Origin of the sequence: Limnohabitans sp. Hippo3, from assembly GCF_003063665.1 — a bacterium.
In the GTDB taxonomy this organism is placed as follows: Bacteria; Pseudomonadota; Gammaproteobacteria; order Burkholderiales; family Burkholderiaceae_C; genus Limnohabitans_A.
Genome location: NZ_NESF01000001.1, coordinates 762,308 through 778,354, shown reverse-complemented (window position 1 = coordinate 778,354; position 16,047 = coordinate 762,308). Strand labels below are relative to the sequence as shown.

General features: G+C 63.2%; 16 protein-coding genes. 6 read left to right on the top strand and 10 right to left on the bottom strand.

Translation table 11 applies throughout. The features are described 5' to 3' along the window. Positions 1-252: 252 nt before the first annotated feature. Both mog and yjgA read right to left on the bottom strand, forming a co-directional pair. Positions 253-861, bottom strand: a complete 609-nt coding sequence (gene mog, locus B9Z34_RS03610) for a molybdopterin adenylyltransferase (RefSeq protein WP_108426698.1) — start codon at positions 859-861, stop codon at positions 253-255. Further along, positions 854-1,510, bottom strand: coding sequence for a ribosome biogenesis factor YjgA (gene yjgA, locus B9Z34_RS03605; RefSeq protein WP_108426697.1), 657 nt, complete (start codon positions 1,508-1,510; stop codon positions 854-856). The genes mog and yjgA overlap by 8 nt, the downstream gene beginning before the upstream one ends. Here yjgA and pmbA point away from each other — a divergent pair. Together pmbA and B9Z34_RS03595 are read left to right on the top strand one after the other, a co-directional pair. Beyond that, positions 1,509-3,035 carry a metalloprotease PmbA gene (gene pmbA, locus B9Z34_RS03600; RefSeq protein ID WP_108426696.1) on the top strand — a complete coding sequence of 509 codons (1,527 nt, stop codon included), beginning with the start codon at positions 1,509-1,511 and terminating at the stop codon, positions 3,033-3,035. The genes yjgA and pmbA overlap by 2 nt on opposite strands. A 13-nt stretch (positions 3,036-3,048) precedes the next feature. Next, positions 3,049-3,939, top strand: a complete 891-nt coding sequence (locus B9Z34_RS03595) for a DMT family transporter (protein WP_108426695.1) — start codon at positions 3,049-3,051, stop codon at positions 3,937-3,939. A gap of 37 nt (positions 3,940-3,976) precedes the next feature. Here B9Z34_RS03595 and B9Z34_RS03590 read toward each other — a convergent pair whose 3' ends face one another. Beyond that, positions 3,977-4,423, bottom strand: a complete 447-nt coding sequence (locus B9Z34_RS03590) for a GatB/YqeY domain-containing protein (RefSeq protein ID WP_108426887.1) — start codon at positions 4,421-4,423, stop codon at positions 3,977-3,979. A gap of 110 nt (positions 4,424-4,533) precedes the next feature. Further along, entirely contained in the window at positions 4,534-4,746 is a 213-nt protein-coding gene (rpsU, locus tag B9Z34_RS03585) for a 30S ribosomal protein S21 (protein ID WP_108287360.1), read from the bottom strand. A gap of 264 nt (positions 4,747-5,010) precedes the next feature. Between rpsU and B9Z34_RS03580 the strand changes: the two genes are divergently transcribed. Continuing rightward, the gene (locus B9Z34_RS03580; protein ID WP_108426694.1) at positions 5,011-7,287 is read left to right on the top strand and encodes a patatin-like phospholipase family protein; all 2,277 of its coding nucleotides are present in this window, start codon (positions 5,011-5,013) and stop codon (positions 7,285-7,287) included. On the opposite strand, the gene B9Z34_RS03575 is transcribed toward B9Z34_RS03580, so the two are convergent. The 4 genes from B9Z34_RS03575 to B9Z34_RS03560 all read right to left on the bottom strand — a co-directional run bounded on the left by B9Z34_RS03575 (position 7,277) and on the right by B9Z34_RS03560 (position 11,137). Next, positions 7,277-8,503: an NAD(P)/FAD-dependent oxidoreductase gene (locus tag B9Z34_RS03575; RefSeq protein WP_108426693.1), complete on the bottom strand. Its 1,227-nt coding sequence runs from the start codon at positions 8,501-8,503 to the stop codon at positions 7,277-7,279. The two genes, B9Z34_RS03580 and B9Z34_RS03575, sit on opposite strands and share 11 nt — an antisense overlap. Before the next feature lie 142 nt (positions 8,504-8,645). After that, positions 8,646-9,491, bottom strand: a complete 846-nt coding sequence (gene cobA / locus B9Z34_RS03570; RefSeq protein ID WP_233249389.1) for a uroporphyrinogen-III C-methyltransferase — start codon at positions 9,489-9,491, stop codon at positions 8,646-8,648. Beyond that, entirely contained in the window at positions 9,488-10,396 is a 909-nt protein-coding gene (gene ybiB / locus B9Z34_RS03565) for a DNA-binding protein YbiB (RefSeq protein WP_108426692.1), read from the bottom strand. The genes cobA and ybiB overlap by 4 nt, the downstream gene beginning before the upstream one ends. A 51-nt stretch (positions 10,397-10,447) precedes the next feature. Beyond that, a complete protein-coding gene (locus B9Z34_RS03560; protein ID WP_108426691.1) occupies positions 10,448-11,137 on the bottom strand; it encodes a substrate-binding domain-containing protein in 690 nt (229 codons plus the stop codon). A 173-nt stretch (positions 11,138-11,310) separates the two neighbouring features. Between B9Z34_RS03560 and tsaD the strand changes: the two genes are divergently transcribed. Beyond that, positions 11,311-12,354, top strand: a complete 1,044-nt coding sequence (gene tsaD / locus B9Z34_RS03555) for a tRNA (adenosine(37)-N6)-threonylcarbamoyltransferase complex transferase subunit TsaD (RefSeq protein ID WP_108426690.1) — start codon at positions 11,311-11,313, stop codon at positions 12,352-12,354. Positions 12,355-12,560: 206 nt separating this feature from the next. Continuing rightward, positions 12,561-13,832: a branched-chain amino acid ABC transporter substrate-binding protein gene (locus B9Z34_RS03550; RefSeq protein WP_108426689.1), complete on the top strand. Its 1,272-nt coding sequence runs from the start codon at positions 12,561-12,563 to the stop codon at positions 13,830-13,832. A 24-nt stretch (positions 13,833-13,856) separates the two neighbouring features. On the opposite strand, the gene B9Z34_RS03545 is transcribed toward B9Z34_RS03550, so the two are convergent. After that, the gene (locus tag B9Z34_RS03545; RefSeq protein WP_108426688.1) at positions 13,857-14,435 is read right to left on the bottom strand and encodes a thermonuclease family protein; all 579 of its coding nucleotides are present in this window, start codon (positions 14,433-14,435) and stop codon (positions 13,857-13,859) included. Further along, a complete protein-coding gene (locus B9Z34_RS03540; protein WP_369907552.1) occupies positions 14,435-14,812 on the bottom strand; it encodes a hypothetical protein in 378 nt (125 codons plus the stop codon). Before B9Z34_RS03540 ends, B9Z34_RS03545 begins: the two co-directional genes overlap by 1 nt. On the opposite strand from B9Z34_RS03540, the gene B9Z34_RS03535 reads away from it, so the two are divergent. Continuing rightward, on the top strand, positions 14,803-16,041 hold the full coding sequence (locus B9Z34_RS03535; protein ID WP_108426687.1) for an MFS transporter: 1,239 nt from the start codon (positions 14,803-14,805) through the stop codon (positions 16,039-16,041). The two genes, B9Z34_RS03540 and B9Z34_RS03535, sit on opposite strands and share 10 nt — an antisense overlap. The last annotated feature ends 6 nt before the right edge of the window (positions 16,042-16,047 follow it).

Below are 16,047 nucleotides of genomic sequence, written 5' to 3'. Positions count from 1 at the left end.
CAGCGCCAAATACATCCCGGCGCGGGCGTGGGTTGAGACACAGATCAACGCCTTATATGGGCGTCCAATCTGCAATGGCAAGATGTGGGGCGAACATTTGGAATGCAGTCCTTGCGGAACGGTGACCGGCCCACATGGGGGCGTCGCGCTGATGGCGGTGGTCTAGCCGGAGGTGCTGCTGTCGCTCTTGCCGAGAAAACGGATTATACCCAACGGCAGGCCACTGCCCGGGGGCCGGGCTGTCGGGGGGGCTCAGCGTGCGGGACGGATCGCGGTTTTGGGGCGAAAGGCCTTGCAGACCTCGTCACGGGTTTCCAGGTAAGGCCCGCCAATCAAATCCACGCAATAGGGCACGGCCGCAAAAATGCCATGCACCACGGCTTTGCCGTCCGCGTCCTTCAGGCCTTCGAGCGTCTCGGCAATCGACTTGGGCTGGCCCGGCAGGTTGATGATCAGGCTCTGGCCCCGGATGACGGCCACTTGGCGTGACAGGATGGCGGTGGGCACAAACTTCAGGCTGATCTGGCGCATCTGTTCGCCAAAACCGGGCATTTCCTTGTCAGCGACAGCCAGCGTGGCCTCGGGCGTCACGTCGCGCAGGGCGGGGCCTGTGCCACCCGTGGTCAGCACCAGGCTGCAGCCGGCGTCGACCAGCTCGATCAGGGTGGCGCTGATGCGGTCTTTTTCGTCGGGGATCAGGCGCGGCTCGAAAGTGATCGGGTTGTGCAACGCCCTCGTCAACCAGTCCTGCAAGGCAGGCAGACCTTTGTCTTCGTAGACACCTGTGCTGGCGCGGTCGCTGATGGACACGATGCCAATCTTGACCGGGTCAAAAGGGGTTGTGGCGTTGGGTTCACTCATCTTCGGTCTCGTCGGGGGTGTTGTCGCTCTCGCCGCCTGTCAGCACGCTGCGCACCAGTTTGAACAGCTCGCGGTAAGCGCGGCCCTGGCGCGGGGCCAGGCCTTGCGAGACGGCGGCGTTGGTCACGGGCACCGCGTCCTTGCGGGCCTGGCGCACCAGGGCGCGCAGCTGCTGGATGTCGGTCTGTGGGTAATGCGCAATCCATTCGCCCACAGCGGCATCGTCGGCGATCAGGCGGTCGCGCCAGGCTTCGGCCAGGTGCAGGGCCTGGGTGTCTTTGGCGCTGCCCAGGCGCTGGATGTCCAGCGCCTCGCGCACGGCTTGCAGCGTTTCGGGGCTGAGCAGGCGCATTTGCTTGCCGATGAACTGCATCTGACGGCGTTTGCCTTCGAAGTTGGTGATGCGCTTGGCTTCGGCCAGGCCTTCGACCAGCTTGTCGGGCAGGGCCAGGCCCTCCATCAGGTCACGGCGCAGGGTGAGCAAGGCTGTGCCGAGTTCTTGCAGCTCGGTGCTTTCGCGCTTGAGTTCGGTGCGGCTGGGGCCGTCGAGGCCGCCTTTGAGCTCGCGCTTGTACTCCAGGTCCAGCTCGCTGCCTTCAGCAACAAACTGACCACGGACGAAATAGCCTTTTTTGGGTTTACGGGACATGACTGGGGGAACTCGTTCTCTGGGGCAGCGCAGGGGCTGGGTGGCAAGTATCATAGCGGCCACTGCGGGCCCAGCGCCCGCCATTTTTTTCGAGACCTTCTTCGTGAAAATTTCTGTGAAAAGTTCCGTGCAACAAAACACCCCTGCCGCCGCCGCCAGCGCGCAGGCCCACGACGGTTTCAGCTACTCGCGTGACCATTTTGAAGAGCTGGTCGACATCGCCCTGAAGCACGCCAAAAAGTTGGGCGCCACCAACGCGGGGGCCGAAGCGTCTGAAGGTTGCGGCCTGTCGGTCAGCGTGCGCAAGGGCGAGCTGGAAAACGTCGAGCGTAACCGTGACAAGTCGCTGGGCGTGACGGTGTACGTGGACCACCGCCGGGGCAACGCCAGCACGTCGGACTTTTCCAAAGCCGCGATCGAGCGCACGGTGCAGGCGGCTTACGACATCGCCCGCTTCACCGCCGAAGACCCGACAGCCGGGCTGCCCGACGAAGCCGACATCGAAACCCAGCACCGCGACCTGGATTTGTTCCACCCCTGGGCGATCAACAGCGAAGAAGCCGCCAAGATCGCCTTGCAGTGCGAAGCCGCGGCCATGAAAACCAGCCGCCGCATCACCAACAGCGACGGCGCGGCCGTGTCGGCCCAGCAAAGCCATTTTTTCAGCGCCCACACACACGGTTTTCGTGGGGGGTATGCCAGCTCGCGCCACAGCATTTCGGTGGCCCCGATCGCCAAGCTGCCCGGCCGCAACGCCGAGATGCAGCGCGATGCCTGGTACACCTCGATGCGCTGCGCGGACGAGATGGCCTCGCCCGAGGCGGTGGGTCGTTATGCCGCCGAACGCGCCTTGTCGCGCCTGGGTGCCCGCAAGATCGCCACGACCGAGTGCCCGGTGCTGTTCGAGTCGCCTGTGGCGGCGGGTTTGCTGGGTGGTTTTGTGCAGGCCGTGAGCGGCGGAGCGCTCTACCGCAAGAGCAGCTTCTTGCTCGACTCTTTGGGCAAAAAGGTGTTCCCGAAACACATCGACATCGAAGAAGACCCGCACCTCTTGCGCGGCAAGGGCAGCTCGCCTTTTGACGACGAGGGCGTGCGCTCGGTGCGCCGCCATGTGGTCAAGGGCGGCCGGGTCGAGGGCTATTTCCTGTCCAGCTATTCGGCGCGCAAGCTGGGCATGAAGACCACGGGCAACGCGGGCGGCTCGCACAACCTGACGCTGACCTCGCGCCTGACGCAGTCCACGGACGATCTGGACGCCATGCTGCAAAAGCTGGGCACGGGCCTGTTCGTGATCGAGCTGATGGGGCAGGGCGTGAACTATGTCACGGGCGACTATTCACGCGGCGCCAGCGGCTTTTGGGTGGAAAACGGCCAGATCGCCTATCCGGTGCACGAGATCACCATCGCGGGCAACCTGAAAGACATGTTCATGGGCATCGAGGCTGTGGGGGCGGACACCTACAACATGGGCGCCAAAACCACCGGCTCCATTTTGGTCAACCGCATGAAGCTGGCAGGCAGCTGAGGCCTGCTGCGCTGTGCAGGCTGAACTCCTTGCAGCGCTGGCCGCCTTGTCGTGGGCGGTGGGCAGTTTGTTTTCTGCAGCCGCTTCCAGCCAGATGGGGGCCTTTGCCTTCACCCGCTGGCGTTTGTTTTTCGCGCTGACCCTGCTGTGGGCGCTGGCGCTGTTCACCGGGCAGTGGCGCAGTCTGGACAGTTCGAATGTGGCCCTGCTGGCCCTGTCGGGCTTCATTGGCATCTTCATTGGCGACACCGCGCTGTTTGCCTGCATGAACCGGCTGGGGCCACGTCGCAGCGGCGTGTTGTTTGCCACGCACGCCATTTTTTCCACTCTGCTCGCTTGGTTGTTCTTGGGCGAAACCCTGTGGGGCTGGACCTTGCTGGGCGGTGCTTTGCTGGTCTCGGGCGTGATGGTGGCGATTGTGTGGGGCCGCCGCGAGAGCGAAACCCACGCCTGGGAAAACACGCGCGGCACTTTGATGACCGGGGTTTTGCTCGGCTTGCTGGCCGCCGTTTGCCAGTCTGTGGCCACTTTGATGATCAAGCCCTTGATGGCTTCGGGCGTGGACGCGGTGGCGGCGTCTGCTGTGCGCACATCGGCCAGCTTTTTGGCACATCTGGCGCTGCTGTGGGCTGGGGCACAGGTGGCGCGGGTGCAAAACCCATTGACGGCCAAAACCCTGTTCAACACCTGGGCCAGTGCGGCCGTGGCCATGGCGCTGGGCATGACCTTGATCCTGCAGGCCTTGCACACCGGGCAGGCCAACCTGGTGGGCATTTTCTCGTCGCTCACCCCCATCTTGCTGCTGCCGCTGCTTTGGGTGGTGTACCGCCGCCGCCCGGCGTGGGGGGCGTGGGGCGGGGCGGTGATGGCGGTGGCCGGGGCGGCGCTGATCTTGCAGGCTTGAGCGCCTTCACCGCCTGTCCATCATCATCTGCAGGGCATCAGCCTGCCAGCGCCGCCTTCACCGCTGCCGACACCTGGCCCATGTCGGCCTTGCCAGCCAGACGCGTCTTGACCGCGCCCATGACTTTGCCCATGTCGCCCGGGCCTTTGGCTCCCAGCTCGGCCACGATGGCCTGAACGGCAGCTGTGACTTCTTCGGCCGACATGCGCTCGGGGAGGTAAGCCAGCAGCACGGCCATTTCGGCTTTTTCCTTGTCGGCCAGGTCCTGGCGGGCGGCTTGTTCAAAAGCGGTGATCGAGTCTTTGCGCTGCTTGATGAGTTTGTCCACGATGGCGACCACGGCCACATCGTCGAGCTCGATGCGCTCGTCCACTTCCTTTTGCTTCATGGCCGACAGCAGCAGGCGGATGGTGCCCAGACGCTCGGCGTCTTTGGCCCGCATCGCAGTTTTCATGTCTTCGGTGATCTGTTCTTTCAGGCTCATGGGAGGCTCCTGGTGTGTGGCCAATGTGGGGGGAGTAAAAACAACAAAGCCCGCCTGAGCGTCCTCCAGCGGGCTTGTTTGCAGACCTTTTCAGGCCATACAAATGAAGATCAATACATCTTCTTGGGCAACTGCATGCTGCGAACGCGCTTGTAGTGACGCTTCACGGCAGCTGCTTTTTTGCGCTTGCGCTCGGTGGTGGGCTTCTCATAGAACTCGCGGGCGCGCAAGTCTGTCAGCAGGCCGAGTTTTTCGATGGTGCGCTTGAAGCGACGCAGGGCAACGTCAAACGGCTCGTTTTCTTTCACGCGGATGGTGGTCATTGAATCAATTTTCCAAAAATGTGCCGGCTGTAGCCACAAGGGAGATCGGGCCCTTGAAGCCCAGTTTCGGCGGTTCCCCGTCACGAACTAGTATTTGGCAGACGGGGGTTTGCCAGCAAAGCCTGAGATTATAGCGCCTGAGAAACGGGGCTGGCCTGGCCGTGTGTGCTCAAAGACACATCTTTGCGCAAAATGGGCCAGGCCCGGAACGCTTGCTGCCAGCCGCATCCCCGGCTGAAAGCGGGTCCATAAAATGCAATACCAATGAATACATTCAAAAACATCTGCGCCGCTTGTGCGTCCTTGTTCCAGGCCCTGGTGGTCTTGGCCCTGGGCCTGACGGGCGGCTGGAGCCAGGCGCAAACGCTGGCCAGTCCGCCCCCCGCCGCTCCGTCTGTGGTGGTGGTGTTGGCCGGTGGTGGTGCCAAGGGTTTTGCCCACCTGGCGGTGTTGCGTCAGCTGGAGCGCGACCGCATTCCGATTGCCCGCATTGTGGGCACCAGCATGGGGGCCGTCATTGGGGGCTTGTATGCCAGCGGCATGTCCACAGACGAGATCGAGCGCACGGTTGGTGGCCTGGACCCGTCCAAGGTGGCTTTGGATCAGCTCAACCGCCTGGAGTTGCCCTCGCGCACCCGTGCTTACCAGCAGAAATACCCGGTGGAGCTGGAATTTGGCATCAAGGACGGTGGCGTGAGCTTTGCCCGGGGTGTCAGCGATGGCCAGCGTTTCCTGGCTTTGTTGCAGGCCTTGACGGCCCACGTCCCGCCGAGTGTCCATTTCAACGATCTCAAAATCCCGTTTCGCGCGGTGGCGACCCGTTACCGCGATGGCGAGTTGAAGGTTTTTGACCAGGGTGCGCTGCACCTGGCCATCCGGGCCAGCATGGCGGCTCCTGCGGTGTTTGCCCCGGTGGAAGTCGAGGGAGAGACCTATGTCGATGGGGGTCTGGTGGCCAATTTGCCCATCGAAGTGGCATTGCGCGAAGGGGCCGATGTGATCGTGGCCTCGTTCCTAGGCGGAGGCGTGGACGAGGACAAGACCGCGCAACCCAGCCACGCCTTGGTGGTGGCCAACCGGATGCTGGACATCCTCATTCGCCAAAACGAAAAACGCAATCTGGCCTTGCTGCGGCCTCAGGATGTGCTGGTGCAGCCGTCGGTGCAAGACATCGGCTTTGCCGATTTCAACCGCGCCCCCGAGATCGTGGCGCGGGGCCAGCAGGCTTTGGCCCCCGTAGCTACCCAACTGGCCGCTTTGCGCAAAGCATGGGCTGTGCAGCCCGCGCCCCCATCGACCACGCGCTTGTCGTTTGACCAGCGTGAAAAACGCATCGTGGCCATCGAAGCGCAAGGCCACAGGGACGTGTCGGAGCGTTACATCCAGACCATGTTGTCGCCCATGTTGGACCAGGAGTTCTCGGCCCAGCAGGCGGAACGCTACATGGACGAGCTCTACACCAGTGGCTATTTCGACCTGGTCAGTTACAGCCTGGCGCAGCTGCAGGGCGAGCGCTACAAGCTGATCGTCACGGTGCGTGAGAAACCCTACAGTCCGCATTTTTTCAAGACCACCTTGGGGTTTTCCACGGAGCTCGATGGCATCACCCAGTTTGCTGTGGGCGTCGGTTACCGCCGCCCTTGGTTGACGTCATCGGGCCTGGAATTTTCACTGGATGCCCGTTTGGGCACCCAGTCTGAGGTGGCGGCCCGTTTTTACCAACCGCTGTCCCAAGGCTGGAGCCTGGAGGCTGGTGCTTCGTGGGATCGCAACTATTTGCCCTTGTACCGAAGCGCGATTTTCAGAGATGAAGCGGGCAATCAGAAGCTGGCCTATTTCAATCAGACCGTGCAGAGCCTGGATGCGCAGCTGGTGTACGACTTCGAGCGCAAGGCCAACATCAAGATGGGTATCACCTCGAGCGCGATCCGCAGAAGCTTTGACACCACGACGGACTTGGCCGAACTGTCGAACACCGATTTGGTCAAGTACAACGGCGTCAAGGCGCAGTTTCAGATTGACCAACTGGACTCCTTGAGCTTTCCGACACGCGGGTACTTTCTGGGAGCCAGTCTGGAGCAAGGGGTTTCGGGGGCCATCTATAGCGGCGGACGCTTGAGCGCCAAGTGGGCCCATTCTGTGGGGCCGCACATTGTCAATGTGGGTCTGAACCTGGCGCAAGACCGCGTCACGCTCGATTGCGGCAACTGCCGCTCGCCCAGTCAATTGATCCTGGGTGGTTTTCAGAACATGGGGGCTTACCGCATGGGCCAGTTGGCCGGTGACCAATTGGCGCACCTGCAGACCACCTACATGTACCGCCTGACCCATGGCGGCCTGTTCAACCAGAAAACCTATGTGGGCACGGTCCTCGAGGCCGGGGACGCCTGGTACAAGGGCGACGCCATGCGTTGGCGCTACAGCGGTACAGTCTTTGTTTCGGTGGACAGCAAGATCGGTGACATTTACCTGGGCGCAGCCAGAGGGTCCGGCGATGCCTACAACCTGTTTGTGCAATTGGGCAGGCGCTTCAGCTTTTGAGCGCGACGGGCAAGGCTTGCGCACAGGCATGCGCACTGGCCCAGGCCCACTGGAAGTTGTAGCCGCCCAGCCAGCCCGTCACATCGATGACCTCGCCAATGAAATACAAACCGGGCTGTTTGGACTCCATGGTTTGCGAGGACACATCGCGTGTGTCCACCCCGCCCAAGGTGACCTCTGCTTTTTTGTAGCCCTCGCTGCCCGTGGGGGTGAGCGTCCAGTTGGACAGCGCTTGCGCCAGTTTGTTCAGCGCCTTGTCGGGCACTTCGGCGGCCGTGCGTTGCAGCGCCGGGTCCTGGCTGACCCAGGCTTCGGCCAGGCGGCTGGGCACCAGGGTGGCCAGCTCGTTGCCCAGCAGTTTTTTGGAGCGCAGCTTGGCTTCTTGCAGGCGCTCGGGCAGGTTCACCTCCGGGGCCAGGTTCAGGCGAATCGGTGTGCCGTCTTGCCAATAGCTGGAGATTTGCAACACGCCGGGCCCGGACAAACCCCGGTGCGTGAACAGCAGGTCTTCGTCAAAGTGCATGCGGTTCTTTTTCTCGCCCGTCTCGATGCCCACGGGGAGCGCCAGCCCGGCCAGCTTGGCATAAGGCGCCCAGGCCTCGCCGTCAAAGGTCAAGGGCACCAGGCCGGGGCGGCTCTCGACCAGACGCAAGCCAAACTGGCTGGCGATGCGGTAGCCCCAGTCACTCGCCCCGATTTTGGGGATCGACAAACCCCCCGTGGCCACGACCAGTGAGGTGGTGTACACAGTGCCTTGGTTGGTTTCCAGGGTGTAGTGGGTGTTCTGTTCGCTGGGTGCTTGCACCGACTTCACACTGCAGCCCGTGCGAAACTCCACGCCGCCTGCCGCGCATTCGGCCAGCAGCATGCGGATGATGTCCTCGGCCGAATGGTCGCAAAACAGCTGGCCCTTGTGCTTTTCTTGGAAAGCGATGCCGTGCTTTTGCACCAGGTCGATGAAGTCTTGCGGCGTGTAGCGCGACAGGGCCGAGCGGCAAAAGTGCGGGTTCTGGCTGATGAAGTGCTTTTGCGGGGCCGATGCGTCGAGCAAGCGGTTGGTGAAATTGCAGCGCCCGCCACCCGAGATGCGGATTTTTTCGGCGATCTTGTCGCTGTGGTCGATCACCAGAACCTTCAGCCCGCGCTGACCCGCCACGCCCGCGCAAAACAAACCGGCAGCCCCGGCACCCACGATCACCACGTCCCATGTCTTCATGGCTCAGGAGTGTAAGGGGAGGGGGTGAGCAGTTGTGGTCGTGTGGGAGGTCGCCCCTGCGGCCGAATGCCCGATGAACCCACAACAAATGCTTTAACCACCATTCGCGAGCAGGGGCTCGCTCCCACATGATGGCATCAAGTCAAGCCGCCCGTTGTGCGGTGGCATTTGGCTCGGCCTGCTGCCAGGCCCTCGCCCCTTGCACCACATCGCCCACCACGATGATGCTGGGGCTTTGCAGCTGCTCGCGTTGCACGGTGCCCACCAGTTCGCCCAGCGTGGTCAAGGCCTCGCGCTGCGTGGGCAGGCTGGCGTGCTGCACGATGGCCACGGGCGTGTGTGCAGGCAAGCCCTGCAGCAAGCCCTGGCTGATGTGATTCAGGCTGCTCACGCCCATGTAGATCACCAGCGTCAGCTTGGCCTGGTGTGCTGTGGTGGCCAGCTGCACCCAATCGGTGCCGCTGTCGCCGGGCTTGGCGTGGCCCGTCACAAACACCACCCCGTGTGCGTGTTCGCGGTGCGTCAAAGGTGCCCCCAGGCTGCTCATGCCCGCCAGGCCCGAGGTGATGCCGTTGACCACCTCCACGTCAATGCCCGCTGCGCGCAGGTGCTCGACTTCTTCACCGCCTCGGCCAAAGATGAACGGGTCGCCCCCTTTGAGGCGCACCACATGCTCGCCTTCTTGCACGACCTGAATCATCAGCTTGTCGATGAAGGCCTGCGGCGTGCTCTTGCAGCCGCCGCGCTTGCCCACATGCACGATGCGTGCGCTGGGTGAGGCGTGTTCGAGCACAGCGTCGTTCACCAGATCGTCCACCAACAGCACGGTGGCGCTGGCAATCGCCTTGACGGCTTTGAGTGTGAGCAGCTCCGGATCGCCCGGGCCCGCGCCCACCAGCGTGCAGCGGCCTGGGTGACGGGCTGTGGCGCTTCGGTCGTTCGCGAGCAGGGGCTCGCTCCCACGGGGGAGGCTGGGCGTGGTGTTCATGGCTTCACCTCTTGCAGGATGTGTTGTACTTGCAGCGCAATGGCTTGAGGGACAGGCAGCAGACCCTGCAACACATGCTCGAGGTAGACCGCTGTGGCCGCTGCGTCGATCGCGGGCAATTCAGGCACTTGCACCAAAGAACCCTCTTGCTGGTCTTGCACCCGCCGGGTCTGGCCGTCTTTGAAAACATCCATGGCCGGGGTGCGCCGCGCATCGGCCACGGGCTCGCCCTCGGTGCCGCGCAGCAGCAAGGCGTGTTGCCCGGTCAGCGCGAAGGTGGCCGACATCGAGTGCAGGTATTCGGGGTGGGTGTAGCTGCTCACCACCAGCGCGGGGCCACTTTCTGAATCACAGGGGTTCATGAGTTTGACCAGGCTGTGGCCCGGGTTGCGCAGGCCCACCACGCGGCGCACGGCCAGCAACCTGTCCAGCCCGGCATGCAACACGCCCGTGGGGATGAACTGCACCTGGCCTGCCGCAGCGGGTGCGACTTGGGCCAGCGCTTCAATGCCCAGCTGCGAAAACACCGCCTGGCTGCACACGCGCTTGTCTTCGGTGGCACTGCCATGCACCACCACCGCCACGCCCTCGCGGGCCAACAGCAGGGCCAAGAGGGGCGTGAGCACGGGCAGTTTGCGGGCACCGTTGTAGCTGGGCAGCACCACCGTGGGCACCTGGCCTGTGGGGACCTTGTTCAGGCGCGCATGCGTGGCGTCCAGAAAACCAGCCATCTCTTCGGGCGTCTCGCCCTTGATGCGCATGGCGATGCAAAACGCGCCCAATTCGAGGTCGCTGATCTGCTCGTCGAGCACCTGACCCATCAGGTCGGCGGCTTGCGCGCGGCCGAGTGCCCGGGCGCCGTCCTTGCCGCGTCCGATGTCCTTGATGTAGTGACCGATGCCCATGCCACATATTGTGGAGGAATCAATCCAACTGCTGGTTATATGGGTATGGCTTCAGGCCGGGGCCATGCCGTGCTGTCGCTTGAGCGCGTCGCACGCAGGCGATTGCCAAAAGGCCAGCAGCGCACGCATGGCATCCGGCTGGGCGCAGGTGGCGGCCACCGAGCCTGAAAACGTGGTGATGATCTCCACCTCGGGTGGCAGGCCGCCCACGATGGTGATGCCCGCCACACCCAGCATTTCGCTCAGTTGCTGAAATCCCAGCGCCACCTGGCCCTGGGCCACCAGCGAGCCCACGGGCACGCCGGGCTTGGCCTGCACGATGCGCGGCAAGAGGGTCTCGGCGATGCCCCAGGCCTCGAACTGTTTGGCCAGTTGCACGCCGCTCGGGCCGGTGGAATAACCCAGCGTGGGCGCGGCCAGGACGGCGGCTTTGAGTGCGGCTTCGGTCGAGATGTCGGGCATGGGCTGCCCCGCAGGCACGGCCACTGCGACGCCCGAGCGCACCAGGTTGGCGCGGCTGCCTGCCAGCACATGGCCGCTGGCGACCAGTTTGTCGATGGCGTCGCTGGCCAGCACCACGCCGTCAAAGGCTTCACCCGCTTGCACGCGCTTGGCTGCATCGACGCCGCCGACCGATTCGACCTGGATTTGAACGCCCGGGGTCTGTGCCTGGTACAGCGCCACCAGATCGGCCAGCAGCGGCTTGGTGGCCATGGAAGAAATCAGTCGGAGTGTGGTCATGGATGGGTCCTGTAGGGTAGCTGGCATTGTGGGAGCGCGCCCCTGCGCGCGAACGTTATTCGGCCGCAGGGGCGGCCTCCCACAGGTTCAATGGCCTGGGCTGCCAAAAAATGGTTCAGTTCATTATGGCCAAGGGCCCGGACAGCCTCCATGCCCCGCTTAAACTACCTGCTATGCGAATTTTGGGCATTGAATCTTCCTGCGACGAGACGGGTGTGGCCCTGGTGGAAACCACCGGAACCGCCATGCCGCGCCTGTTGTCGCACGCGCTCTACAGCCAGATCGAGATGCATCAGGCCTATGGCGGCGTGGTGCCCGAGCTGGCCAGCCGCGACCACATTCGCCGTGTGCTGCCGCTGACCCGCCAGGTCATGGCCGAGGCGGGGATCGCTTTGGCCGATATCGACGTGGTGGCTTACACCCGGGGGCCGGGCCTGGCTGGGGCGCTGTTGGTGGGCTCGGGCGTGGCCTGCGCGCTGGCGGCGTCTTTGGGCAAGCCGGTGCTGGGCGTGCACCACCTCGAAGGCCATTTGCTCTCGCCCTTCTTGAGCGCGGACCCACCCGAGTTCCCGTTCATCGCCTTGCTGGTGTCGGGCGGGCACACCCAACTGATGCGGGTGGACGGCGTGGGCCGCTACGAATTGCTGGGCGAGACGATCGACGACGCCGCGGGCGAGGCCTTTGACAAGTCGGCCAAGCTGATGGGCCTGCCGTATCCCGGTGGCCCGGGTCTGTCGCGACTGGCCGAGCAGGGCAATCCGGCGGCCTACAAGCTGCCGCGCCCCTTGCTGCACAGCGGCGATCTGGATTTTTCCTTCGCAGGTCTCAAAACGGCGGTGCTCACGCAGAGCCAAAAAATCGGCCCTGCCGCCCACACCGAAGGCGCACCCGAGCGCGCCGATTTGGCCGCATCGACCCAAGCGGCGATTGTGGAAGTGCTGGTCAAAAAATCCATGAACGCGCTCAAGACCAGCGGCATGAAGCGCTTGGTGGTGGCCGGGGGCGTGGGGGCCAACCGCGAGTTGCGCGCGCAGCTCAACGCCGCTTGCGCCAAAGCCAAAGTGCGCGTGCACTACCCCGAGCTGCACCTGTGCACCGACAACGGCGCCATGATTGCCATGGCAGCAGCCATGCGCTTGCAAGCTGGCGCGCAAGCCGCCGAGGCGCGTTACAGCTTCGACGTCAAACCGCGCTGGCCCTTGCACGAGCTCGCTTGACGCTGGGCTTCCCCCCCCGTGGGAGCGAGCCCCTGCTCGCGAATGGTGGTTCAAACATGGGTTGTTGTCCCAGCAGACATTCGGCCGCAGGGGCAGCCGCCCACAAAATCCACTCGAATCAGCGGTCATCGTGGGTGTCCAACAGGGCAGTTACACTGCGCCCCTTCTCAGCTTCAACCCGCCTTCTGGCGGGTTCTATTTTTGATATGCGTTTGTCCTTCATTTTCCGTCGTGTCGCCGTGTCGCTGGCTGCAACCTTGTTGTTGTCGCCTTCGTGGGCACAATCGCCTGCCCCCATCAAGCTGGCACTGATCGAGGGCCTGAGCGGCCCCTTTGGCAACACGGGTGAGGCGGTGGTGCGCAACATCGCCTGGGCGGTCGAGCGCGTGAATGCGCGAGGGGGCGTCAAAACGCCGCAAGGCCTGCTGCCCATGGTGCTGGAGCGCTACGACAGCAAAGGCCAAAGCGAAGAAGCCTTGTCGGCCCTCAAGTCCGCCATCGACGACGGGGCGCAGGTGATCTTGCAGGGCAATTCATCGGCCAATGCGGCGGCCCTGATCGACGCGATCAACAAACACAACGAGCGCGAGCCAGCCAAGCGTGTGCTGTTTTTGAACTACTCGGCGGTGGACCCGATCCTGACGAATGAGAAATGCAGCTTCTGGCATTTCCGTTTTGACGCCCACGCCGACATGCGCATGACCGCGCTGATGCAGGTGCTGCGGGAAGACAAAAAGCTCCAGTCGGTGTACCTGATCGGGCAAGACTACAGTTTCGGCCAGGCCGTCTTGCGCGAAGCCAAGCGCCAATTGGCCGACAAGCGCCCCGATGTGAAGGTGGTGGGCGACGAGCTGCACCCCATGGGCCGTGTCAAAGACTTTTTGCCTTATGCCGCCAAGATCAAGGCCAGCGGTGCCCAAGCGGTCATCACCGGCAACTGGGGCAATGACCTGACGCTTTTGGTCAAGGCCGCTCGCGAGGCCGGTTACGAAGGCAAGTTCTACACCTTTTATGGCAATGCGCTGGGCGCGCCTGCGGCCTTGGGCGATGCGGGTGTGGACCGGGTGATCGCGGTGGCCGACTGGCTGCCCAATGTGCCGGGCAAGGCCAGCGAAGCGTTTTACCAGTCGTTTCGCCAGCGTTTCAGCAAGCCCTCTGAAGACTATGTGCATGTGCGCATGCAGCTGATGGTCGAGGCCCTGGCCCAGGCGGTCGAAAAAGCGGGCAGCACCGAGCCTGTGGCGGTGGCGCTGGCGCTGGAGAAAGCCCGCGTCAGCATGGCCGGGCAGACCGGCTTCATGCGTGCCGAAGACCACCAGTTCCAGCAGCCGCTGGTGGTGGGCGTGATGCAACGCCAAGGCGCTGCGGGCGTGCCTTTTGATGTGGAAGGTTCAGGCTACGGCTTCAAGGTGGTGCGCCAGATCAAGGCCGAGCAGGCCCGTCTGCCCAGCAGCTGCAAGATGGTGCGCCCCGGTTGATGCGGATCGCCCTGCAGTTCTAAGCTATTGCAGACGGCTTCCCGACAAAGGGGTGTGGTTTTGCGCTGACTGGCGTTCGGATTTGAGTCGGGCGCGGTAATCCCAGGGCGGCTCCGGGCTGGCAGGGCCTTGTCCTTGCCACAGGCCCAGACGTTTTTCTCTCGCAGCGCGTTCGGCGGCGTCGTAGACACTGCGTTGATCGGGCGTTTGCTCGTTTTGGTACTGCTTGTAATGCCAAGCCCAACCCGCTTGAAGTTGTCGCAAATTGGCGTCTTCGCCCAGAACCCGCACTTGGCCGACGATGCGGCCATAGCGGTCCCGCTTGTCAAACGTCACGGTCACGGTTTGTCCGAAGACGGCTTGCGACAAATGGGCTTTGGATTTTTGGCCGTAAGGCTGGCTTTTTTCGGGGGCGTCAATGCCTGCCAGTCGGATCACATGCTGCTGACGCTGCGCATCGAGGACCGTGATGGTGTCGCCATCGGCCACTTTGACCACCCGGCCTTGCAGTTCGTCAGCCCAGGCCAGACCCAGGCTTGCAAGCGCCAGGCAGGCGATGCCCAGCGCTCTGCACAACGGAGGGAAACCGGGGGAAACCCCCATCAGTGCGCTTCACCCACAGCGTCTTTGACGCATTTTTTGATGTGGCTGTTTTTGGCAGCACCGGCCAGTTTGCGTTCAGCGGCGGAGGCTTCGCATTGGGCGGTCGCGTCTTTTTCACATTTCTTCAGGAACGAGTTTTTGGCCGCGCCTGCCAGTTTCTTTTCTGCCGCCGCGGCCGCGCAGCTGCTGCCTTGGGCGTGAACGCTGCTGATCAAAAAGGCCGAAGCCAAAAATGCAAATAATTTAAGCATGGTGTTTTTGGTGGTTGATTTGCCAAAATCATAGCCATTATTTGTATTGTTGAATTGCTTGCCTGCTTGTCCCGCATTTGCCAACGCCGCTTGGCCCAGCCTGCTAATCTGAAGGCATGAGCCCATCCACTGCCGCCGCCGAACACCTGATCGACTCTGCCTACGCCGCCCGGCGTTTGCTGGTCACCCTGGCCCTGATGACGTTGGGTGGCGCCAGCATGTATGTGGTGGCCGTGGTGCTGCCCGCCGTGCAGACCGAGTTCGGTGTCAGCCGGGCCGATGCGTCCATCCCTTACACCCTCATGATGATTGGCTTTGGCATTGGGGGCCTGTTCATGGGCCGCTGGGCCGATCGTGCAGGCGTGCATGTGCCTTTGTTTTTGGGGGGTGTGGGCACGGGCCTGGGGTTCATCGCGGCCAGTTTGTCCGGCAACATCTGGTGGTTTGCATTGGCGCATGGCTTGTTTTTGGGGCTGATTGGCAGCTCCACCACCTTTGCGCCTTTGGTGGCCGACACCTCGCTGTGGTGGCGCAAGCGCCGGGGCATTGCCGTGGCGGTGTGCGCCAGTGGCAATTACGTGGCCGGGGCCCTTTGGCCACCTTTGGCGCAGTACGGTGTCGAGACCGTGGGTTGGCGCAGCACCTATGTGGCGCTGGGCCTGATTTGCGGCATCGGCATGGTGCTGCTCAGCCTGCTCATGCGCCAAAGGCCCCCCCTTTTGCAAACTCCGGTGGCGGGCAGCGCCCAGGCCCAGCAGTCGCAGCGCCCCTTTGGTTTGAGTCTGAACAAGGCGCAGTTCTTGTTGTGCGTGGCGGGTGTGGCTTGCTGCGTGGCCATGGCCATGCCGCAGGTGCACATCGTGGCGTATTGCACCGACCTGGGCTTTGGCGCGGCACGCGGCGCGGAAATGCTCTCGCTCATGCTGGCCAGCGGCATCGCCAGCCGCTTGATTTCCGGTGCCATTTGCGACCGCATTGGCGGCTTGCGCACGCTGGTGCTGGGCTCGGTCTTGCAGGGCGTGGCGCTGCTCTTGTTTTTGCCTTTCGATGGCCTGGTGTCGCTCTACATCATCTCGGCGCTGTTTGGCCTGTTTCAGGGCGGTATCGTGCCCGCCTACGCCATCATCGTGCGCGAGTACTTCCCGGCCAAAGAAGCGGGCTCACGCGTGGGTGCGGTCATCATGGCCACGCTCTTGGGCATGGCCTTGGGCGGCTGGATGTCGGGCAAGGTGTTTGACATCACAGGTTCCTACCATGCCGCTTTCATCAACGGCGTGATGTGGAACGCACTCAACCTGAGCATCGCCTTGTGGCTTCTATGGCGGGTGAAGCGGGCGGCGACGGTCAGCGCCTGAAGTGCC